Source organism: Terrabacter sp. MAHUQ-38 (assembly GCF_014518425.1).
Lineage (GTDB): Bacteria > Actinomycetota > Actinomycetes > Actinomycetales > Dermatophilaceae > Terrabacter.
This window is the reverse complement of sequence record NZ_JACVCU010000003.1, coordinates 735169-756580: the sequence shown is the minus strand read 5'-3', so window position 1 is coordinate 756580 and position 21412 is coordinate 735169. Positions and strand designations below refer to the sequence as shown.

General features: G+C 68.8%; 17 protein-coding genes. 14 read left to right on the top strand and 3 right to left on the bottom strand.

Annotated features, from left to right (window positions below; genetic code table 11):
- Positions 1-76 precede the first annotated feature (76 nt).
- From H9I49_RS14485 to H9I49_RS14425, 13 genes are all read left to right on the top strand, one after another.
- Entirely contained in the window at positions 77-247 is a 171-nt protein-coding gene (locus H9I49_RS14485) for a Flp family type IVb pilin (protein ID WP_188031048.1), read from the top strand.
- A 69-nt stretch (positions 248-316) separates the two neighbouring features.
- Complete coding sequence (locus tag H9I49_RS14480) at positions 317-721, top strand: TadE/TadG family type IV pilus assembly protein (protein WP_188031047.1); 405 nt, start codon at positions 317-319, stop codon at positions 719-721.
- On the top strand, positions 718-1947 hold the full coding sequence (locus H9I49_RS14475; RefSeq protein WP_188031046.1) for a pilus assembly protein TadG-related protein: 1230 nt from the start codon (positions 718-720) through the stop codon (positions 1945-1947). Before H9I49_RS14480 ends, H9I49_RS14475 begins: the two co-directional genes overlap by 4 nt.
- 41 nt (positions 1948-1988) lie before the next feature.
- Entirely contained in the window at positions 1989-2786 is a 798-nt protein-coding gene (locus H9I49_RS14470) for a Flp pilus assembly protein CpaB (RefSeq protein ID WP_188031045.1), read from the top strand.
- On the top strand, positions 2783-3955 hold the full coding sequence (locus H9I49_RS14465; protein WP_188031044.1) for an AAA family ATPase: 1173 nt from the start codon (positions 2783-2785) through the stop codon (positions 3953-3955). Before H9I49_RS14470 ends, H9I49_RS14465 begins: the two co-directional genes overlap by 4 nt.
- A complete protein-coding gene (locus H9I49_RS14460; protein ID WP_188031043.1) occupies positions 3952-5340 on the top strand; it encodes a CpaF family protein in 1389 nt (462 codons plus the stop codon). The genes H9I49_RS14465 and H9I49_RS14460 overlap by 4 nt, the downstream gene beginning before the upstream one ends.
- Positions 5337-7337 carry a type II secretion system F family protein gene (locus tag H9I49_RS14455; RefSeq protein WP_188031042.1) on the top strand — a complete coding sequence of 667 codons (2001 nt, stop codon included), beginning with the start codon at positions 5337-5339 and terminating at the stop codon, positions 7335-7337. The genes H9I49_RS14460 and H9I49_RS14455 overlap by 4 nt, the downstream gene beginning before the upstream one ends.
- Before the next feature lies 1 nt (position 7338).
- Positions 7339-8247 (top strand): type II secretion system F family protein, encoded by a 909-nt coding sequence (locus H9I49_RS14450; protein WP_188031041.1) that lies wholly within the window; start codon positions 7339-7341, stop codon positions 8245-8247.
- Between the two features lie 16 nt (positions 8248-8263).
- Positions 8264-9718: a hypothetical protein gene (locus H9I49_RS24485; RefSeq protein ID WP_188031040.1), complete on the top strand. Its 1455-nt coding sequence runs from the start codon at positions 8264-8266 to the stop codon at positions 9716-9718.
- A gap of 86 nt (positions 9719-9804) precedes the next feature.
- On the top strand, positions 9805-10620 hold the full coding sequence (locus tag H9I49_RS14440; RefSeq protein WP_188031039.1) for a glycosyltransferase family 87 protein: 816 nt from the start codon (positions 9805-9807) through the stop codon (positions 10618-10620).
- A gap of 226 nt (positions 10621-10846) precedes the next feature.
- Positions 10847-11248 (top strand): hypothetical protein, encoded by a 402-nt coding sequence (locus H9I49_RS14435; protein ID WP_188031038.1) that lies wholly within the window; start codon positions 10847-10849, stop codon positions 11246-11248.
- Positions 11249-11362: 114 nt separating this feature from the next.
- Positions 11363-12319 (top strand): hypothetical protein, encoded by a 957-nt coding sequence (locus H9I49_RS14430; protein ID WP_188031037.1) that lies wholly within the window; start codon positions 11363-11365, stop codon positions 12317-12319.
- 128 nt (positions 12320-12447) lie between these two features.
- On the top strand, positions 12448-13548 hold the full coding sequence (locus tag H9I49_RS14425) for an acyltransferase (protein ID WP_188031036.1): 1101 nt from the start codon (positions 12448-12450) through the stop codon (positions 13546-13548).
- Positions 13549-13612: 64 nt separating this feature from the next.
- Here the strand turns inward: H9I49_RS14425 and H9I49_RS14420 are convergent, their stop codons facing one another.
- Positions 13613-14158: an NADPH-dependent FMN reductase gene (locus H9I49_RS14420; protein WP_188031035.1), complete on the bottom strand. Its 546-nt coding sequence runs from the start codon at positions 14156-14158 to the stop codon at positions 13613-13615.
- 218 nt (positions 14159-14376) lie between these two features.
- On the opposite strand from H9I49_RS14420, the gene H9I49_RS14415 reads away from it, so the two are divergent.
- A complete protein-coding gene (locus tag H9I49_RS14415; RefSeq protein ID WP_188031034.1) occupies positions 14377-15612 on the top strand; it encodes an HNH endonuclease signature motif containing protein in 1236 nt (411 codons plus the stop codon).
- A gap of 158 nt (positions 15613-15770) precedes the next feature.
- Here the strand turns inward: H9I49_RS14415 and H9I49_RS14410 are convergent, their stop codons facing one another.
- Positions 15771-17756 (bottom strand): DEAD/DEAH box helicase, encoded by a 1986-nt coding sequence (locus tag H9I49_RS14410; RefSeq protein WP_188031033.1) that lies wholly within the window; start codon positions 17754-17756, stop codon positions 15771-15773.
- A gap of 19 nt (positions 17757-17775) precedes the next feature.
- The gene (locus H9I49_RS14405) at positions 17776-21279 is read right to left on the bottom strand and encodes a hypothetical protein (protein ID WP_188031032.1); all 3504 of its coding nucleotides are present in this window, start codon (positions 21277-21279) and stop codon (positions 17776-17778) included.
- Between the last annotated feature and the right edge of the window lie 133 nt (positions 21280-21412).

The window sequence follows — 21412 nt, the reverse complement described above, 5'->3', positions numbered from 1 at the left end:
GTGAGCGCGGGGTCACGGACTCAGCGCAAGCCAGGTACTTCGGCCCGCAGGGCCACCAGTCAGGGAGAAAACCGAAATGACCAAGCTCGCTGCAAAGATCCAAAGCCGTCTCACGTCCGAGCGCGGCGCCACCGCCGTTGAGTACGGCCTCATGGTCGCGCTGATCGCCGTCGTGATCATCGCTGCTGTGACACTGCTCGGCAACAACCTGTCGACGACGTTCAACAACGTTGCGACGCAGGTCTGACACGTAGCTCGACGTCCACGCCAGGGGGGCAGTGGACTGCAGGACCAACTTTGGGGAGGGCGATCTGGCATGGCCAGAACTGAACGCGGCGCGTCGGCCGTGGAGTTCGCGATCGTCCTCCCTGTGCTGTTTCTCGTCATCGCCGGCATCGTCGACTTCGGCCGGTACTTCTTCACTCAGATCCAGGTGACGAACGCCGCCCGCGAGGGCGCGCGGGCGGCCGTGGTCCTTCCGAATCCGGCCGCCTCCGACATGACCGCGATCACGCAACGTGCTCTCGCGGGGGCGGCCGGTGTGCCGGGGGTGGCCGCGTCTGTCATGGTCACCTGCCCCGCCACGTCGTCGAACGCCACGGTCCAAGTCACGGCAACGTTCAACTGGATCGTCATGAAGCCGGCTATTCAGATGATCGGCGGCAACTGGGGCCTCAACGGCCCCGTGACAGCGAACGGAGTCATGCGATGTGGGGGATGAAGTTGCGGGCGCGTCATGCAGCGCAGGTTCGTGAGCGCGGTGCGGTCGCGGTCATCGTCACCGTCATCATGGCGTCCGGCGCCGTCATGGGCATGCTGGCCCTGAGCGTCGACGTCGGTCAGATCATGTCGGAGCGCCGCCAGCTCCAGAACGGTGCGGACGCCTCTGCCATGGCTCTCGCCCAGCTGTGTGCCAAACAAGACGCGACGGCGTGTTCCACGTCCGGCGCTCGGACAGCGATCAAGCCACTCGCCAACGCCAACGCCAACGACCAGCTGTCGGAGATCTCGAGCGTCTGCGCCAACGGCGTCGCGGCTATCACGGCGACGTGCGAGGCGGGCAACGCCGCGGAGCTCTCCAAGTGCCCGCAGACGCCTGGATGGCTGGTGTCCGGCATCCCGTACGTCGAGGTGAAGACGAAGACTGAGACGTCGGCGGGTAGCACGGTGCTCACCCCCTTCGCCAAAGCGTTGACGGGCAACGCCGCAAACGCCGGAAGCACGGTCTACGCGTGCGCGCGGTCCGCTTGGGGGTCGCCTGGTCAGTACACCGCCAAGGTGCCGATCGTCGTCTCCGAGTGCGAGTGGAAGAACAACACGAGCAACGGCACCGTCTACCAGACCGGCCCTGCCGGCCCAGCTCCGGGCTATGGGACGACGTCGGGGCAGACCCCGTGGCCTGCGGCCTCGGCGGAGATCACGATCTACCTCAAGAGCACGACCACCGTGCCCTGCGCCATCAACGGCAAGGACACCGCGGGCGGATTCGGGTATGTGGACGACAGCGCGGGTAACTGCGCTGCTGCCGTCAGCATCAACGACTGGGCGTCGATCAACACCGGTAGCTCGCCCCCCAGCGGGTGCTACGACGCCATCGCGGCGCTGCGAGGAACCGTCGTCGAGCTGCCCATCTTCGACTGTCTCGTCAAGGCCGCGTCCACGCCGACGGGAGGCATCTCCGGCTATCCCGACTGCACCGGCGCTACCGGCGGTGGCGCGAACTCGTACTACCACGTCATCGGCTGGGCGAAGTTCTACCTGACCGGATTCAAGGTCGGTGGCTCCCAGGAGGCGGCAAGCCTTCGCAGCGGCGTCGTCCCGTGCAGCGGAGGCGATCGGTGCCTGTCCGGCTGGTACGTCACGGGCACCCTCACCGGACCGGGGACGATCGTGCCCCCGACGCCGGGAAACAACTTCGGCGCCAGCCTCGTGGCACCGGCCGGCTGACCAGCTACGCATCACATGAACTTCTCTGGGGGGAACTCAGCATGAACCGTCGAATCCTTGCCGTCGTCGTGGCGTTGACCATGGCCATTGGCGGCGGCGCGCTCGTCATCATGTACGCGCGCAACGCCGACGCCCGTGCCATCGCCGCCGAGTCGCCCTCGCCTGTGTGGGTGGCACAGGCGCCGATCCCGTCCGGCACGACGCTCAAGGACGCACAGCGCACGGGGCTCATCGCTCAGACCGCTGTTGCGGCCAAGGCAGTACCACTCGGCGCTCTCCAGGAGATCAACGCCGACAACAACGCGCTGCTCGCTGTTTCGGACATCGCGCCGGGCGAATATCTGCTGTCGGCACGCTTCGGAACGACGCCGGTCGGCACGAAGGCGATCGAGGTCCCCAGCGGGATGCTCGCGATCTCAGTGGCCCTCTCCGACCCCGCGCGCGTTGGCAAGTTCGTGACGCCCGGCTCGCACATCGCGCTGTACCAGGGTTACAAGATCAAGGACCTCCGCGACACGCCGGAGGCGAAGATCCTCAACGAGAACGACGTCCACGGCACGAGCCTTCTCCTGCCCGATGTGCTCGTCATCGCCATGGGTGACGCCCCGCTGGGCGGTCAGGCGGCACAGCCCGCCGTCGAGGGGCAGCCAGCGACCGCCGCCGGGGCAAGCGGAGGCTACCTCGTCACCGTCGCGGTCAAGCCGGCCGACGCGACCGTTCTCATCCACGGCATCAACAACCGACAGCTCTACGCCGGCCTCCGCGGCTCGGACGTCAAGCTCAACACATCCGACGAGGTCACCGACCTCCAGCTGCGAGATGCGGTGACGGGCCAATGACCATCCTCTGGGACTTCGACCCCGCCGCGGCCGACACGTACCGCTTCGCCCTCGGCGGCGACGCCGTCCAGCTGAACTCCGGCCCTCGCGTCAGTCGCGCGCTGGAGGAGGACTCGAACCAGTCGCTCGTCGTCATCGGGCCCGATATCGACCTGGACTCGGCCTGCGAGCTCGCCGAGCGCGAGCGTGTCGACCGGCCCGAGCTCGGCGTGATCCTGCTCCGTCACCGTCTCGACGTCACGGCCCTCGCGCAGGCGCTTCGTAGCGGCGTCCGTGAAGTCGTCCAGGCGGACGACCAGAACGCGCTCGCCGACGCGGTGCGGCGTTCGGTGGCCCTCACGCAGCAGCTGAGCGGACACGGCACGCACGTCGGCGGCCGGGACGGCAAGATCATCACCGTCTTCAGCGCCAAGGGCGGCGTCGGCAAGACGACGATGTCGACCAACCTCGCCGTCTACCTCGCGTCGACGGGGGCAAAGACGCTGCTCGTCGACCTCGACCTCATGTTCGGTGACGTCGCGATCAGCCTCCAGCTCCAGCCGCACGGCTCGGTCCGCGACGTCGTGGCGATGAGCGGCCATCTCGACGACCAGGGTGTGCAGTCCGTCGTGACCCGTCACGAGGAGAGCGGCCTCGACGTCATCGCGGCGCCGGCCGACCCCGCCGACGCCGACCGCGTGCCGTCGCACGTCGTCATCGAGCTGCTCCGTGTCGCCCGTGGCCAGTACGACTACGTCCTCGTCGACACACCGCCGTCGTTCACCGAGCACGTGCTGGCGGCGTTCGACGTCAGCGACCTCACGGTCCTCATCGCGACGCTCGACATCCCCGCCGTGAAGAACCTCCGCATCGCCATCAACACGCTCGACACGCTCGGCGCGTCGAAGGAGTCGCGGACGATCGTGCTCAACCGCTCCGACGCGAAGGTGGGGCTCAAGCCGGAGGACGTCGAGGCGGCACTCAAGACGCCGATCTCGGCGAACGTGCCCAACAGCCTCACGGTTCCGGCCTCCGTGAACCGCGGTGTCGCCCTGGTTATCGACGACCCGCGCAACCCGGTGTCGCTCGCGATCCGCGACCTCGCCGACCACGAGATCCGTCGACGCTTCGGTGAGGAACTGCAGAACGGCGCAAAGCGCAGCTTCGGCCTGCTGAGGAGCAAGCGATGAGCAACCTGGCCGACCGCCTCGACCGCGCCCGGGCGAGCCAGATCGTCGAGCCCGCCACGAACAACCACTCCCCCGTGCGCAACAACGGCGAGCCCGCCCGTCGGCGCGGTGTCGACCCGTTCGCCAAGGTCAAGGAGCGCGTGCACCAGGCGCTCGTCGCCTCCCTGGGTCCGCGGCTCTACGACCCGAACCTCAGCGAGACCGAGCTCGCCTCGCAGGTGCGGACGACTCTGCAGGAGGTCATCGACCTCGAGCAGACGCCGCTGTCGCACTCCGACCGCACGCGGATCGCGCAGGACGTCTCCGACGACATCCTCGGCCACGGTCCGCTCGAGCCCTACCTGCGTGACGCAGAGGTCTCCGAGATCATGGTCAACGGCCCGGACGACATCTACATCGAGCGTGCGGGCAAGATCTACCCCGTCGACGCCCGCTTCGCCGACGAGTCCCACCTGCGCCGAACGATCGACAAGATCGTCGGCCGCGTCGGGCGCCGTGTCGACGAGTCGAGCCCGATGGTCGACGCGCGCCTGCCCGACGGATCGCGTGTCAACGCGGTAGTGCCGCCGATCGCACTCGACGGCTCGATGCTGACGATCCGAAAGTTCTCGGCCGACCCGTTCACCGCCAAGGACCTCATCTCGTTCGGCACGATGACGCCGAACGTCCGTGACTTCCTGGACGCGTGCGTCAAGGGCCGCCGCAACATCATCATCAGCGGCGGCACGGGCTCCGGAAAGACGACGACGCTCAACGTCATCAGCTCCTTCCTGCCGCACGACGAGCGCATCGTCACGATTGAGGACGCGGCCGAGCTCCAGCTCCAGCAGCAGCACGTGCTGCGTCTGGAGGCCCGCCCGGCCAACATCGAGGGTCGCGGCCTCATCTCGATCCGCGAGCTCGTCAAGAACTGCCTGCGTATGCGCCCCGACCGCATCATCGTCGGTGAGATTCGTGATGGCGCCGCCCTCGACATGCTGCAGGCCATGAACACCGGCCACGACGGCTCCATCACGACGGTCCACGCCAACTCGCCCCGAGACAGCCTCGCGCGTCTCGAGACGATGGTGCTCATGGCGGGCGTGGAGCTGCCGGTTCGGGCCATCCGCGAGCAGGTGTCCGGCGCCGTCGACCTCATCGTCCAGCAGTCGCGCCTCAAGGACGGCACCCGCCGCATCGTCGCGATCTCCGAGGTCGTCGGCATGGAGTCCGACGTCATCACGCTCCAGGACATCTTCACGTTCAACTACGGCGCCGGCCGTGACGAGAACGGCCGCTTCCTCGGCGGACTCATGCCGACCGGCATCCGTCCGAAGTTCACATCCGACCTCGCGGACGTGGGTGTCGAGCTCCCCGTCTCGCTCTTCGCGCGGTCCGCGCTGTGATCGGCGCGACCCGACGGCTCGTCACGGGGTTGACCGCTCTCGCGGTCGGCCTCGTGGTCGTGCCCGCTGGCGCCGCGCGGGCCGAGGACCCGGTGACCGTGGGCCTGAGCAGCGTGAAGGCGAGCACGACCGCATCGTCGTCGACGATCTCCGGCGTCATCACGCTGCGGAGCAAGAGCGACGTGCGCATCGAGTCGGGCAGCCTTACCGTCAAGATCGACGGCGTGAGCTACCCCGCCACCCTCAAGCAGCCACAGAGGCTCGACCGCAAGGCGATGCTCGTCATCGACACGAGTGGCTCGATGGGCTCCCAGGGCATGGCGACCGTTCGCAAGGCGTCCGCCACGTATCTCAGGACGGTGCCGGCCGATGTCAAGGTCGGGGTCGCCTCGTTCGCCAACACCGCAGGCGTGGACCTCGTGCCCACACTGGACCGTGCGGCCGCCCAGCGCGTCATCAACGGCCTCGCTGCTCGTGGCGACACGAGCCTGTATGCCGGCATGCTGAGTGCCGCAGCGGCCCTCGGTGGCGCGGGTGACCGCAGCATCGTGCTGCTGAGCGACGGCGCCGACACCGTCGCCGACAACAAGGCCAAAGCCCTCCAGGAGGCGGTCGCCAAGGTCAAGGCCGGTGACGTCCGCGTCGACGTCGTGCGCTTCAAGTCGAACGACCCCGACGCCACCGCGGCGTTGCGTGCATTCGCTGCGGCGAACGGCGGGTCGGTCGTCTCTGCTGACGACACCGCGGCCGTGTCCTCCGCCTTCCAGGCCTCGGCGCAGGCCCTCAACCGCCAAGTGCAGTTCACGGTATCCATCCCGAGGTCGCTCAGGGGCACACACGCCTATGACCTCTCCGGCCGCGCCAACGCCACGAGCTTCCGGTTCGCCCGTCAGGTCGACTTCGGAACTCCCGGTGCGGCGCCTACGCCGACGCCGACGCCGTCGGCTCCTGCCGTTGGTCCGACGCCCGCGCCACAGGCCGCGGGGGCGGTAGGGCTGCGTCCGGTCACGTTCCAGGACCGCACGCCGTACATCGCCGGAGGGTTGCTCGCACTTGCCCTCTTCGTCGTGCTCTCGACCTCGCTCATGCCGACGCTCCAGACCAAGCGTGAGCGCCGCGTCGCCTCCATCGACGCCTACGTCGTCGGTGACGCCGTCGCGTTGTCCCGCCAGGAGATGAAGGCGGCCCAGAGCACGATCACGGCGCAGCTGCTCGACATGGGCGACCGCGTCATGAAGGACCGCAAGTCGACGAGCAAGACCATGGCACTCATCGAGCGCGCGGATCTCCCCTTTCGTGCCGGCGAGTGGCTCGTCCTGCGCATCGTCGCGGTGATCGTCGCGGCGGCTCTCGGCCTCGTCTTCGCCGGGGAGGCCAAGATCGTCGGGCTCATCCTCGGCGGGGTCTTCGGCGTCATCGCCATGCCACTCGGCCTGCGTTTCGCTGCTGGCCGGCGGTCGAAGAAGTTCGAGGCGCAGCTGCCGCAGATCCTGCTGCTCGTCTCGACCAGCCTCCGCAGCGGCTTCGGCCTGCCGCAGGCCCTCGAGGCCGTCGCGCGCGACGCCGCCGAGCCGGCCGGCAAGGAGTTCAGCCGGGCCCTCGCCGAGACTCGCATCGGCACAGAGATGCCGGACGCACTCGAGCGCATCGGCAACCGCATGGAGAGCACGTCGATGCGGTGGACGGTCATGGCGATCCGCATCCAGCGGGAGGTCGGGGGCAACCTCGCCGAGACGCTCCGCACGACGGCGGGGACGCTTCGCGAGCGGGAGGCCCTGCACCGCCAGGTCGCGACGCTCTCGGCTGAGGGACGCCTGTCGGCCTACATCCTCGTGGCGTTGCCGATCTTCCTGTTCTTCTACATGATGCGGGTGAACTACGAGTACGTCAGCCTGCTCTGGACGACCACGCCCGGTCTCTTCATGAGCGTCTTCGGCCTCGTCTCCCTCGGTGTCGGCATCCTCTGGATGCGCCAAGTCGTGAAGATCGAGGTGTGACGTGAACGTGAACCCCATCTACCTCGCTGCCGGACTGCTTGGCCTCGGGCTGCTCATCGCCGTGCTCAGCGTCAGCTTCAGTGGGGGCGAGCCCCGCGGGGTCGCCAAGTCCCTCATGCTCATCGAGAGCTCGGTCGACAGCCGCAGCGTCGTCACCACCGAGCTCGCGGCCAAGGACAGGCTGGTGACGCCGATCCTCAACCGCACCAAGGGCCTGGCCCGAGCGCTTTCGCCGAGTGGCACAGACGAGCGCTACTCGCTCATGCTCGACCAGGCCGGCAACCCGGCGGGCTGGACGGTCGAGCGAATCCTCGGTGCCAAGGGCGCCGCCCTGCTCGTCGGTCTGGTGCTGGGCGCCTTCTACGGCCAGTTCCAAGCGGTGAGCATCCTCTACGCCCTGGGCGCCGGGATGGGTCTCTTCTTCCTGCCGGACCTGTTGATCAAGAACGTCGCGCTCCGCCGCCAGGAGCAGACGAGCAAGAGCCTCGCCGACGCGCTCGACATGCTCAGCGTCTGCGTCGAGGCCGGCCAGGGCTTCGACTCCGCGCTCCTTCAGGTGGCGCGCAACGTCGATGGCCCGATCGCGGGCGAGTTCGCTCGCGTGCTCTCCGAAATCCAGATCGGCAAGTCTCGCGGTGAGGCGTTCTCGGCGATGGGCGCCCGCGTGACCCTTCCCGAGGTGAAGAACTTCATCACGGCCCTCGTGCAGGCCGACCGGCTCGGCCTGCCCATCGCCGGCGTGTTGCGGGAGCAGACAGTCAACATGCGCCTTGTCCGCCGTCAGAAGGCTGAGGAGAAGGCCCAGAAGGTCACCATCAAGATCCTCTTCCCGCTGATGTTCTGCATTCTTCCGGCGCTCTTCATCGTCATCATCGGTCCGGGTGGCATCCGAATGATGGACTCCCTCTAATGGCCGACTCCGTGTCGTGACCATCGGGACCGGCCGCGGGTCGGTTCGGGCCGGCGCCGACGTCAGGCCCGAGAGCCCGACGGAACGGCGTCGCGCGAGTTCGCCGACAGCGACGGTGGGCTGGCTGCTGCCCGCCCTCGTCGTGGTGCTTTTCGCGCTGAAACCGCTGGGCCCGGTCAAGGATCCAGATGCATTCTGGCACATCGTGACTGGCGAACACCTCCAGCTCACAAGGCAGTTCGTCCTCGAGGACCCGTTCGGCGCTGCCACGGAGAACACGTGGATCCTGAACCAGTGGCTGCCCGAGCTGCTGATGCACTGGGTGCATGCTGCATATGGGCTCCCAGGCGTCGCCTGGCTTCTGTGCCTGGGCTCGCTGCTCGTCGGGCTGGCCGTCCTCGCTGTGTGCCGTCGAGGTGCCTCTCCGCTCGTGAGCGCACTGGTGCTCGCAGTGGTCTTCGTCGCAGTGAGCGGCAGCCTCTCGCCCCGGCCGCAACTCGTCACCTTCGCCTTGACTGCGGCCACGGCCGGTGCCTGGTTGCTGACGCGGGTGGACGGCCGAGCGCGATGGTGGCTCGTGCCGCTCACGTGGCTCTGGGCCTGCAGCCACGGCATGTGGTTCCTCGGGCCGGTGGTCGGAGGTGTCGTGACCATGGGTCTCGTCCTCGAGGGAAGGGTGTCGATCCGCGAGGCAGGGCGGCTCGCCCTGGTGCCGATACTCTCGGTCGTAGCCGCCGCCCTGACGCCCGTGGGTCCCACGCTCTTCGCGTCCCCGTTCCAGGTCGGCGGGGTGACGGCGCTGATCAGCGAGTGGCAGCCCCCAGGCGTGCACGACCTCGGGCTGCTGGCCGCGCTGCTTCTCGTGCTGGTCGTGGTGCTCGACCAGGCCCGTCGGCCGGCTAAAGAGTGGACCACGGTGCTCCTGCTTCTGTTCGCGCTCATGATGGCCCTGTCATGGGCGCGCACCGTCGCCGTGGCAGCGGTGATCCTGGCGCCCTTGGCGGCCACGGCGATCCAGCGCCTCACGAGGCAGGGTCCGGTGGAAGGCTGGACCCGCCGCGAGTTCACGGGTGTTGTGGTGGCCGGGATCGCGTCACTCGCCACCGCCGCAGGCCTTGTTGGGGCGACGGCGGCTCACGCAGGCATCGGCGCGAACGGCCTCGACGAAGCTCTCACGCGCCTCCCCGCAGGGACCGTCGTCTGTAACGACCAGGTCGACGGAGGCTGGCTCATGCTGGAGCACCCCGGGCTCGAGCCCACGATGGACACGCGCGTCGAGCTGTATACCGTGGAGCGGATCCGGGCGTACCTCGGCTTTGTCGCCGGGGCCCCGGGATGGCAGGAGTATCCCGTGGCTGTGCAGTGTTCCCACGCGCTGCTGCCACGAGAGGCCGCTGTCGTGCCCAAGCTGGAGGCGGCCGGGTGGCAACTGGTCGAAGAAGCTTCCGGGCACGTGCTCCTGCGGAGGTGACCGTGAGCCGCGATGCTTCTGGTCGATCCAGCTACCCTGTGAAAAACTCTGCCCCAGAGTCGAACTCCCCGATCGGTCGTCAGGCCGTGGGTCGCCGGTCCGCGGATCGATCACTCGTCGACGTCGGCCGCGCGTCCCTGTGGGTGGCCCTGCTGCCAACGGTCTGGCTCCTCTTCGTGAGCCGGATCTCGACGTTCGGTACGGATTCGGCGCACGCGTACTGGAACGTCTGGCGCGTCGGGCCCTACGCCCTGCCGCCCGGCTCGCCCGACGCCTTCAACTACTCTCCGGCGTTTGCGCAGGTCGTCTACCCGTTGACCCTCTTGCCGTGGCCGGTGTTCCTCACGATCTGGTCGCTGCTGTTGGCTGCGGCGCTCCTTTGGCTGCTCTGGCCGCTGCCGTCTCGTTGGCGCTGGCTCGTGCTCGCCTATGTGGCCCCGCCCGCCCTGCTCATCGGCAACATCGAGGCCTTTCTCGCGGTCGCCGCGGTCGTCGGACTGAGGCGGCCGGCGGCCTGGGCGTTCCCGCTCTTGACCAAGGTCACGCCGGGTCTGGGCCCGCTGTGGTTCATCGTGCGGCGTGAGTGGCGCCACGCTGTGATGGCAGTCTCGTCGACAGCACTCGTGGTGGCGGCGTCGTTGGCGCTCTCGCCGGGGTTGTGGACGCAGTGGTGGCACTTCGTCGTCGGCTCGCCCACGCCACCCACGCAGGACCACTACCCGCCTCTGGCCGTGCGGCTTGTCGCTGCCGTGGGCGTGGTCGTATGGGGAGCCGCCAAGGGTCGTCGGGGCGCGATTGCGGTGGCCATGATGCTCGCCATGCCGTTGTGGTCGAGCGGTGTGTTGGTGGTCCTCGCGGCCATCCCCAGGCTTCGTCGCGAGAACGGTTCGCCGCATTCATAGTGCCGGTATCGTCCGATTTGCGCCACCTTGTCCAAGTTCCAATTCGGTTGAGTAGCAAGGCTTTTCGCGTTCTCAAGCCAACGGTTCGGAGCTCAGGCACCCTAGGCGCATGTCAACTGGGGGAGTTGGGGCGCGGAGCCCGTTCATGCGTGACTCCGCACGTCCGGCAGCGTTGTCAGTGCGGTCAGTCCGCTCTTGGCGGCGCGGTGAGGTGCGAGCCACGACCGTGGCTCCGGAGGCACTCTTCCAGCGCATTCCGACGGTCATCGATGCAGCCTTGGTTGCACTTGTGGCGACGCTACTAGCATTGCCGTCGTTCTCCTGGCCGCTCACGTCCCTGGACGAGTCGATCCTCCTGGTCTATGGCGAGCAGGTCGGGTCCGGGCTGGTTCCCCACCGTGACTTCTTCACTGTGTACGGACCCGCGCCGTTCTACCTTCTGGCCGGGGCCTTCTCGACTCTGGGGAGCTCGTTGGAGACCGAGCGGGCCCTGGGTCTCGCGCTGCACATCGCGGTTGCGCTCGGCTGCTACCTGGTGGGTCGGTCTCGTGACCGAGTCACAGCACTGCTCGCCGCAGTCCTGAGTCTCACCATCCTCTTTCCACTCGGCACAGTGGCCTATGCCTAGCTGGGTGCAGTCGCCTGCCTCGTCAGTGCGGTGGGTCTGGCTCGACTCGCGCTGCGAGCCGGAGACTTCGGGGCCGGCCTGATAGCGGGACTCAGCACTACCTTCCGACCTGAGATGCTGGTGGTGATCCTCCCGGTGTTGGCGCCTCATGTCTGGCGAACTGGCAGAGGGAAGTGGGCTGTTACCGGATTTCTCGTCGGCGTCTCACCGATCGCCGTGTTTTCAGTGATGGCGGGCGAGCGAATGTGGCAGAACATCGTCCTCGGCCGCGTGGGCGTGAATGGATCTCTCCGGCTGGCCGACGATCCCCTTCGGTCCGTCGTGGTCCTGGCTCCGGTGGGGGCCGTCACGTGCATCCTGTTGTGGTTCGCTTGGACTCGTCGAAGCCGCGTCTCCATCTCGCATGCGCTGCTTGCGCTCGGAGTCCTGCCTCAGGCCCTCCAACGCATCGATGCGGAGCATGCGATCTACACCCTGTGCGTCACGGCACCCCTCGTTGTGATCGGGGCGGCGACTTCACGTCCGACGGCGGCGTCGATCCGTCGACGAAAGATGCTCATGGCGTCCCTGAGCGTGGCGTTGGTGGGCGGTATGGCAGCAACTCTGCTGCGTCCGTCGCCGGAAGCGGTGCGGGTGCGCGTCGAGGACCGGTCGGCGCTCATCGAGGCGGACGACGCGTCCAGACTCAGCGACACCAGACTTCAGCTCCTCAGGCACGCGTCACCGGGCGAGACGCTCTTCGTGGGCTCAACGGACATGAGTCGCGCGTCTCTGTCGCGAATCGAGATGTACTACCTGATGCCCGAGCTGCGCCCGCGCGCCTACTTCCTCGAGCTCGCGGTCGGCGTCTCCGAGCAGGCGGGCTCCGGACTGGTGGACGACATTCGCGCGGCGGACGTGTTGCTCCTGACACCGATGCCCGACGGGCTGAGGGAGCGCCTCTTCCCTTATTTGACCCAGGAATCGGAAGAGGCGAACGACATGGTCCGTCGGGATTTCTGCCTCGCCGCCGAGACCGGCTGGGGACAGATCTACGAACACCGGCCCTGCACTGACGTGTCGATCCCGTAACTCGCGGCCGTCTCGCACCGTACTGCAACGTCCGTTTTGTCATAACTTGTGCATGTTCCAATTGAACTGAGAGACAAGGCTTTTGGCATTCTCGGGTCAGCATGCGGGCGCTCGGGCACTCTTGGCCCATGCCGAACTGGGGGAGTGGGGGCGCGGCGTCCGTCCATGCGCGACTTGCGGGGCGCGACAACGCCCTCAACGCCGTCCGACTGCTCCTCGCCACCTTCGTCGTGGTCGACCACTCCTTCAAGGCCGCGACAGGGGAGTCGGGTCCTTGGCCCTACCTCGGCGCATTCGCAGTCGACGGGTTCTTCGCGATCTCCGGCTACCTGATCGCCGGCAGCCGGACGCGCATGGGGATGCGGCCATTCCTGTGGCGGCGGGCACTTCGCCTCATGCCGGCCTACTGGGCGGTGCTGCTCTTCACGGCACTCGTCGCTGCTCCTGTCTCGACGACCATGACGAGGAACGCCTACGACTGGAGGAGCGCGGCTAGCTACGTGGTGAAGAACTCCCTGCTTGTCACGACCCAGATGGGCATCGCAGGCACCCCGACCGACGTGGCGTACCACGGACTGTGGAACGTCTCTGTCTGGAGCCTGCTGTACGAGGCTGCGGCCTACGTGGCGTTCGGTCTCGTCATCGGCGCGGTGTGGTTCCGCATCAGGACTGCTGCGCTGCTGTCAGCCGGATTGGCGGTCTGCATCGTCGTCCAGTTCGGGCTCGGCGTGGGGCCCGATGCCCTTCGCGACCTGACCCGGTTGTGGTCCTTCTTCGCCGCTGGGGTCCTGCTGTGGTTCTTCCGCGAACGGCTTCCTGGCTCGCGCGCTGTCGCGGCCGTGGCGGGAGCGGTCGTCGTCGCAGCATTGCTGCTGGACGGCACCTGGTACCTCATGCTCGCCCCGGTCCCACTCGCCTTCGTCCTGCTCTGGCTGGGCGCGCGACTCCCGGTGCGGGTGGGCGCTAGAAACGACATTTCCTACGGCGTCTACGTCTTCGCCTTCCCGTTGCAGCAGCTGATGGCAGTCGGGCGGGTGCCGGAGGTTGTGGGCTCGTTCTGGTTCGCGGTGCTCTCCGTCGCGGTGACCGTGCCGGTCGCATGGGCGTCGTGGCTGCTCGTCGAGAAGCCGTCGATGCGGCTGCGCCGGGTCGTCCCCGTCGGCACGCGCCCCGCTTCCGCGCCGTCCGCGACGGCAGCTGAGGTGCTCGGTCGTCCCGTAATCGGCTGAGCGCACGGCATACGAACTGGACCGGGACGCACCTGGGCGAGCCCCGGGCCCATGAAGGGTGCGGTCAGACGGTGGCGGTGGCTGGCTCGTCAACCTTGGCCGCGAGGGACTCGAGGAGCCCGGCCAGCTCGGCACGGCGCTCGGGCGTGACGTCGAGGGAGCCCTCGGGCGACACGTCCTGGGTGAACACGAGGCCGGTCGAGCCGACGACGTCGGCCTTGACGTGGCCGAGGACCTTGGTCAGGTCGGCGGTGGCGTCGGTCGCGCCGTTCCAGCCGTAGCCGACGAGCGCGATGGGCTTGGCGTCCCACTCGGCGAAGAGGTAGTCGATCGCGTTCTTGATCGGCGCCGGGAAGCTGCGGTTGTACTGCGGCGTCACGATGACGATGGCGTCGGACTCGAAGACCTTCGAGGCCCACTCCTTCGTGTGCGGCTTGGCGTAGTTGCCGTTGCGCGGCATGTCCTCCTCGTCGAAGAACGGCAGTGCCGAGAGGTCGAGCAGGCCGACCTCCCACTCGCCTGCGGGCGCCTGGGCTGCCACCCACTCGGCGATCTTGGGCCCGATGCGGCCAGGGCGGGTGCTCGACACGACGACACGAAGTTGCTTCATGTTTCAACTAACTACCATGGGTAGCTGGGTAGTCCCTGAGGCCCTGTGCTCGCAGTGTGGTTCGCCTCACACGCCGCGGACGTATGCCGTCCACGTCGTGAGAAGGGCGGCTCCCCGTGCGGGCTGACGAAGTGGTGTGTCGGTGCGCTCGCATCCAGAGGGGTGTGGTGGAAATGACTTCGTCATGCATTGTCAGTGGTGGTGCATAGAGTGTTCTCATGACCACCGCAGCAGCCGTCGAGACCGAGAGCCTCGTCGACGTGCTGCGCTCGATGGCCGACACGCTCCGCACGCTCGCTCGTGACTTCCCCACGTGGTCACTGCCCGAGGGTGACGTCGGCGAGGTCATCGGCCAGGCGCAGACGGTGCACGAGCTGAGCCAGACGCTGACCGCGGTGCTGGCCCGTGAGGCCGACTCGCGAGGCCTCGGAGAGGCTGACGGGCTGTCGGCCACCGACTGGGTGCGGGCGCAGGCCGGTGGGCTCGAGGGTCCCCAGGCCTCGGCACTGACCCGCGTGGGTGCGGCCATGAACGAGCCATGCTGGAATCGGCTGGCCGAGCGGGTCGCTGCGGCCGAGGTGTCGGTCGAGCACGCCGCGGCGATCGTCCGGTTCCACGACGACGTGGCCCGCATCGCCGACCCCGAGCACCTCGCGGGCATCGTCGACTCGATGGTCGAGGCGTGCGACGTCCTGACCGGTCGAGAGCTGCGCCGACTCATCACCCACGCCAGGGCCACCGTCAAGCCGCCGGCCGAGCTCGAGTCCGAAGAGGCCGGCAAGCGGCTGGGCCGGGCCTTCCGCACGGTGCGCTCGTGCGCCGGCTTCACGGTCTTCGAGCTGCGGCTCGACGCAGAGGGTGCGGCGATCGTCGAGGCGGCGATCGATCGCCTGGCCAGGCCGCGATCCGAGCTCGCGCTCGACGGCGGTGTCGGTGAGGCCGACCCGCGCACCGCGGCGACCCGCCGGGCGGACGCTCTGCTCGAGGTCATCGGCAGAGGGGTCGCGGCGCCCGAGGGAGCGACGCGGTCCCCGCGGTCGACCCTGGTAATCACGATGACGCTCGAGGCGCTGCTCGAGCAGGTCCGCGGCGCCGGCGTGCTCGACAACGACGGTGCGTTGTCGCCGTCGGCGGTGCGGAGGTTGGCCTGTGAGGCCGGCATCGTGCCGATGGTGCTCGGGGCGCCCTCCGAGGTGCTCGACCTCGGCTACACCAAGCGACTGTTCACACCCGCACAGCGCCGGGCCCTCGCCGTCCGCGACAAGGGCTGCACGTTCCCAGGTTGCACGGTCCCGCCGATGTGGTGCGAGGCCCACCACGTGGTGCACTGGCTCCACGGCGGGCCCACCGACCTATGCAACGGGGTTCTGCTGTGCGGCCGGCACCACACCGTCGTCCACCAGCGTGGACTGACGGCGACGGTCACCGCATTCGGAGTGACCTGGCATCTGTAGCTGCTCCGCCCCGACACCCCGCCCGAGCATGCCGAGTTGGAGGCATGTCTCGGCCGTGTCGCGGGGCCCGGCTGGGAGTACGCGTGCGCCGCGGCCCCCGTCACCACGTTCTTCCGGGGTCGAGCGGGCACCTTCACCCGCGAGCGGGGGCCGGAGAGTCAACCCTTGTGGCGTGGCTTCTTCTTGCGCGGCGGGTTCGACCCGTCGTCCGTGGCACCAGGGCCGCGCTCCGAGGGAGTCGACCGGCGGGACGGCGGACGTCCCTCGTCACGCGTCAGGTCGATGAGCCGACCAGAGATCCGGGTGCCGCGCAGCGCCTCCCAGGCGCCGGTCGGCAGGTCGGCGGGCAGCTCGACGAGCGAGTGGTCGCCCCGGATGTCGATGTGTCCGAAGTCCTGTCGTTGCAGACCGCCCTCGTTGGCGATCGCTCCCACGATCTGACGTGGCTCGACCTGGTGCCGCTTGCCGACCTCGATCCGGTAAGTGGCGAGCGCCGCGCTCGGCCCGTCTCGCCGGCCGCGTCCGGGCCGGTCGTCGCGTCGCTCGTAGCGCCCCGCACCACGCGCGCCGCCTTGGTCGTCGCCGTCATCGCGTCGGCCCCGGCCGGGCCGGTCACCGTCACGATCGCCGTAGCGGCCTCCGTGGCGGCCTCCGTGGCGGCCTCCGTCCGGCCCGCCGTCACGCCCCCGACGGTCGTCGAACTGCCGGGTAGGACGAACGGGTTCGGGCTCGAGCAGCATCGGCTCCTCTCCCTGCAGAACCACCGCGAGGGCAGCGGCGACATCCACCTCCGGGACGTTGTGCTCGTTGACGTAGTGGCCGATGACGTCGCGGAAGAAGTCGACCTTGTCCGTCGCGAGAGCTTCGGTGATGGCGTCGTCGAAGCGGCTCAGGCGCGTCGCGTTGATGTCCTCGACCGTGGGCAGGTTCATCGCCGTGAGCGACTGGCGCGTGGCCTTCTCGATCGCCTTGAGCAGATGCCGCTCGCGCGGGGTGACGAAGGAGATGGCGTCACCGCTGCGGCCGGCACGGCCGGTGCGACCGATCCGGTGGACGTACGACTCCGTGTCGGTCGGGATGTCGTAGTTCACGACGTGGCTGATCCGTTCGACGTCCAGGCCGCGCGCGGCCACATCGGTCGCGACGAGGATGTCGAGCTTGCCCGACTTGAGCTGGCCGACGGTGCGCTCGCGCTGGTTCTGGGCGATGTCACCGTTGATCGCCATCGCCGAGAAGCCACGCGCCCGAAGCTTCTCCGCCAGCGTCTCGGTCTCGTTCTTGGTCCGGACGAAGACGATCATGCCCTCGAAGTTCTCCACCTCGAGGATGCGGGTCAGGGCGTCGACCTTCTGCGGGTAGGACACCATCAGGTAGCGCTGCGCGATGTTCGGCGCCGTCGTCGTCTTCGTCTCGACCGTGATCTCCACGGCGTCGCGCAGGTACTTCTTCGAGATGCGGCGGATCTGGGCGGGCATCGTCGCCGAGAACAGTGCGACATGCTTCTCGTCCGGCGTGTCGGCGAGGATGGTCTCCACGTCCTCGGCGAAGCCCATCTTCAGCATCTCGTCCGCTTCGTCGAGCACCAGGAAGCGCAGCTGGCTCAGGTCGAGCGTCCCCTTCTCCAGATGGTCCATGATGCGGCCCGGCGTGCCGACCACGATGTGCACGCCACGACGCAGCGCGCTCAGCTGCACGCCGTACGCCTGTCCGCCGTAGACGGGGAGCACGTGAACTCCAGGGAGGCGGGCGGCATACCGCTCGAACGCCTCGCAGACCTGGAGTGCGAGCTCACGCGTCGGGGCGAGAACGAGCGCCTGCGGCGCCTTCTGCTTGAGGTCGAGCTGGCTCAGGATCGGTAGTGCGAACGCCGCCGTCTTGCCGGTGCCGGTCTGCGCCAGACCGACGACGTGCCTGCCCTGGAGCAGTGCCGGGATCGTCGCCTCCTGGATCGGCGACGGGTGCTCGTAACCGACGTCGCGCAGCCCCTTGAGCACGCGTTCGTCGAGGCCGAGGTCGGCGAACGACACGCGGTCGGGCGCCGGTGACCCGTCCACCGTGGTGGGGGTCTCGGGTGGTGCCGACTCGGGGGACGGGGACTCGGCGCTGATCTCACTCACCCCATGACGGTAGTCCGTGGCGGGCATGCTGGTCGTGCCCGCTCGGCTACCGACGGAAGACCTCGCTGTCTGAGGGCGCGACATCGAACCCGCCGAGGTAGTGCGCCTGGGTCAGCCAGTCGTCCTCGACGTGACCCAGCTCCACGTTGACGTCTCCGTCGACCGCTCGTCCCTCGTGCACGATCGCCTTCTCGGGCGCCCCCTCCGGCCACACCGTTACGAGGACGGTCCCGTCGGCACCGGAGCCGTCGTCGACCACCTCGACCCGGCCGAACGCGTGGCCGCCGTGGCGAGCGAACTTCACCCAGCGCGTTGCCCGGGCCGACCGGACGAGCACGTGCGCGCCTCCGGTCACGAAGCCTTCGCAGGTCTCATGGTCGTCTGCGATGCCGGTGAGGCGAACGCTGTTGGGCTCCTTGTAGATCCGCTCGCGACCCTCCCGAGCCTCGTGCCCGAGCAGCGGGTCACCGATGAGCGACTCGGTCAGGAACATGACCTCGCGCTCCTCACCCGGCTGGAGGTGCACCCACGCGTGCTCCACATAGGTGCGGGCGTACTCGCTCGTCTGCCGCACCTGCACCCGGCAGTCCGCCGCGGCGGGGAGCGGGTTCGTCACCTTGACGAAGCCGATCTCGCGGCTCGAGGGCGAGGCGCTGACGGAGATCAGCTGCGTGTGGTTCGACTGTGCCTCGTTGTTGTCCCGGGTGATCTCGCGGATGGCCGGGTCGACGGGGTCGACGTACTCCGCGATCCGGGCGACGACGCAGTAGTGCGGCCGGATGCCGAGGAACGGGATGGCCGACAGCGGCGGTGGCACCCAGGCCACGCTCGACGTGAACTCCACGGTCGCGCCGGTCGGCACGTCGTGCGTGTCGCTGCCGAGCGGTGTCTCCGCGCCGCCGCCGAGCGTGAAGTCCTTGACGAAGAAGTCGACCCGCACGCCCCGGGCGTTGAGCAGGCCGGGGTTGCGCACCGTCGCGACGATCCGGTTGTCGTGCCCTTCCCAGGGGATGTCGCGGAATCGGCTGTCTATGGCGTTGCGGGCGTTGGTGACCCGCAGGTCGGGGCTCTTCCAGTTCGTGCTGGGCGCCCACGGGCGGAGCTGTGGGTCCGGCTTGGAGTCGCCGTACTGGATCCGGACCTGCGCCGAGTCGGCACTCGTGCTCACGACGCTCATCCGGAAGTCGTTCGGGTAGCCCGGGTCCGACGTGTCCTGCTCGCGGTAGTCGTCACCCGACTGGAACTCGCCGTTGTCGCTGTCGGAGTCGTTCTTGATCCGCAGGATGTTGCGCCGGTCCGTCGGCTCGGCACCGGAACGGCAGTCGACGCCGATGACGGTGCGGTCGGCCGGGACGTCCTGGTCGCTCGTCGACGACGGCAGCTCGCGGCGGTACTCGAAGTAGTAGTTGTGCCCGTCGGCGATGCGCACCTCGACCGCGGAGAAGCGTCCGGCAGGGGGTGGCCCGAGGTCGGAGGCGTGAAGCGTCACCGTCTCGTCCACCGGCCCGAGCGTCGCGAAGCTGAGGTTGCGCACGTGCGGGGCATCGACCCAGCCGAGCCGCATCTTCTCTACGACCGTGGTCTGCGGGAACTCCTCCTCCCACGACATGAGCGACCAGCTCGCACCCGCCGCGGTGGTGCTGGCGAGGTCACGGTCCTTGGCCCACTGCGGATGGGCCGACCGGGCGTACTCGTCCGGCAGGCCGAGGTTGTGCCCGAGCTCGTGGGACACCGTCTCGCCACGCACCCGGCCACTCGACTCGCGCGGTTCCCAGTCGTCCGGCATCGAGAACATCTGGATCGTCCGCATGATCGGCACGCTGATCTCGATGCTGCCGAAGGGCACCGGCACGCTGACGCGCTGCCGAGCCACCTCGAACGAGAGCTGGTAGGCGCCCGGCCGCGTGGCGCTCGGCCAGACGAAGCGGCCCGGGTTCGTGCCCGCGGCCGGGAGCGAGCGGACGACGAGGACGATCGAGTCCACCGTCATCAGATCGAGGACGGGTGGGTTGCCGGCCGCGGCGGCCGCTTCGTTCTGGGTGCGCAGGTCTGCGACGGCCGCGCGCGCGAAGCCCTCCCAGCCGTCCGTCTTGCCCGTCATCGTGTTGATGGTCGTGCCGTACGACGCCCAGTTGTTGGCCAGCCGGATCGGGCCGACGATGCCGGAGTTCGACAGGTCGAGTCGACCCTCCGAGACGTCGCGCCAGTAACCGCGCGTCGACTCGACGACGCCGCCGCGGGTGACGCCGTCGAAGACCTCGTTGCTCCACTCGGTGCGCAGGGTGCCCTGGTCGGCCGCGGACAGCGCCGTGCTGTCGTTGGTCTCGACGATGACGACGGCGACGTTCTTCGTGCCGAGCGCCGGTGTGACACCCAGGTTCTGCGGGACGAAGGGGTCGCCGCCGCCCCACGCGGGGTCGGGCGAGTCGACGCCGACGGTTCCGACGTGGCTCACGGGAGGCCCGTCCACGCCGTCCCACGCATCGGTGATCTCGAACGGCTCGCCGAGCAGCTCGTCGCCCGTGGCCCGGTCGTGGACGACGAGCTTGTAGGCGCCGGGCACGGCGCTCGCGGCCAGGACGACGGAGGGCCGGTGCGTGAAGGTGGCGTCGCGTGACTGGGAGACGAGCCCGCCCTCCGGAGGCTCGACCCTGAAGATGAGGTCGTCGAGAGAGAGGCCACCGGTGAGGGCGACGCCGACGCGGGCCCAGCTCGACAGGTAGAGCGGCTTGGCCGGCAGGTCGAGCTGGACGCTGGGCGCGGGCGGCAGGTCGACGAGGACGAGCGCGTCGCCGACGCCCGCGATGAGGGCGGCACCGCCACCAGGGCCGGGCGCCGCCGACAGGTCGACGGACCACACGCGGGGGAGCCCGTCCTCGAGCACGACGGGCGGGTCCGCCGGACGCTGCGTGTCGACGAGCAGGATGCGGCCGCGGGAGTCGGCGAGGGCGAGCCGGCCGCCGGCCGGTGCGACCCATGCGACGTCGCGGGCGAGCCCGAGGTCCGCGACGACCGGGCCGGCTTCGCCGCTCGACACGTCGTATGCCGCGAGGCTCGACTCGGTCGGCGCCGCGCCTGACGTGCCACCCACTCGGAGGACCCAGGCGGACGCGTCGCCCATGCGGCGCGCAAGAGCGCGCCCGTTGCCGATACCGCGGGCGACGATGCGCCCCTTGCCGCTGCCCGTGATCGGGATGCGGCCGTACGTGCCGCCGTCGCGTGTCGCCACGACGTGGATCGAGGCACTCGCGACGTCCACTGCAAGGGCGCGAGCTCCCTTGAGCGACTTGAGCTTTCGCACCGACGGCGCTGCGCCGAAGAGCACCTCCCAGACGCCGGTCGCAGCACACGCGGCGAACACGCCCGAGCCGGTCGGGTGCGCCGCAAGCCCGCTGACCACCCACCCGAGCGACATCGAGTCGATCTCTGCTCCGGCCGCGTCGTAGCGGGTGAGGACCCCCTGCCCGGACGCGACGACGAACGAGCCGTCCGGCAGGCCGCACACGGCGGAACCGCCCTTGATACCGCTGGCGATCTTGGTCACGGACACGGCACACCTGCCTCAGGTCGGACCACCCCTCATGTGAGGGTGGCACGAGTCCCGGTGGAGGGCAGCCGCTTTCGTGATACTCCGTCGGTGTCACCGGTCAGGGCTGCTCTCACCGTGTGTACTGACCAGCCGT

Excerpts from the sequence above, each read along its gene's own strand:
- H9I49_RS14485 (WP_188031048.1), top strand. The coding sequence starts at position 77 with ATGACCAAGCTCGCTGCAAAGATCCAAAGCCGTCTCACGTCCGAGCGC.
- H9I49_RS14480 (WP_188031047.1), top strand. The coding sequence starts at position 317 with ATGGCCAGAACTGAACGCGGCGCGTCGGCCGTGGAGTTCGCGATCGTC.
- H9I49_RS14475 (WP_188031046.1), top strand. The coding sequence starts at position 718 with ATGAAGTTGCGGGCGCGTCATGCAGCGCAGGTTCGTGAGCGCGGTGCG.
- H9I49_RS14470 (WP_188031045.1), top strand. The coding sequence starts at position 1,989 with ATGAACCGTCGAATCCTTGCCGTCGTCGTGGCGTTGACCATGGCCATT.
- H9I49_RS14465 (WP_188031044.1), top strand. The coding sequence starts at position 2,783 with ATGACCATCCTCTGGGACTTCGACCCCGCCGCGGCCGACACGTACCGC.
- H9I49_RS14460 (WP_188031043.1), top strand. The coding sequence starts at position 3,952 with ATGAGCAACCTGGCCGACCGCCTCGACCGCGCCCGGGCGAGCCAGATC.
- H9I49_RS14430 (WP_188031037.1), top strand. The coding sequence starts at position 11,363 with ATGCTGGTGGTGATCCTCCCGGTGTTGGCGCCTCATGTCTGGCGAACT.
- H9I49_RS14425 (WP_188031036.1), top strand. The coding sequence starts at position 12,448 with ATGCCGAACTGGGGGAGTGGGGGCGCGGCGTCCGTCCATGCGCGACTT.
- H9I49_RS14420 (WP_188031035.1), bottom strand. The coding sequence starts at position 14,158 with ATGAAGCAACTTCGTGTCGTCGTGTCGAGCACCCGCCCTGGCCGCATC.
- H9I49_RS14415 (WP_188031034.1), top strand. The coding sequence starts at position 14,377 with ATGACCACCGCAGCAGCCGTCGAGACCGAGAGCCTCGTCGACGTGCTG.
- H9I49_RS14410 (WP_188031033.1), bottom strand. The coding sequence starts at position 17,756 with ATGCCCGCCACGGACTACCGTCATGGGGTGAGTGAGATCAGCGCCGAG.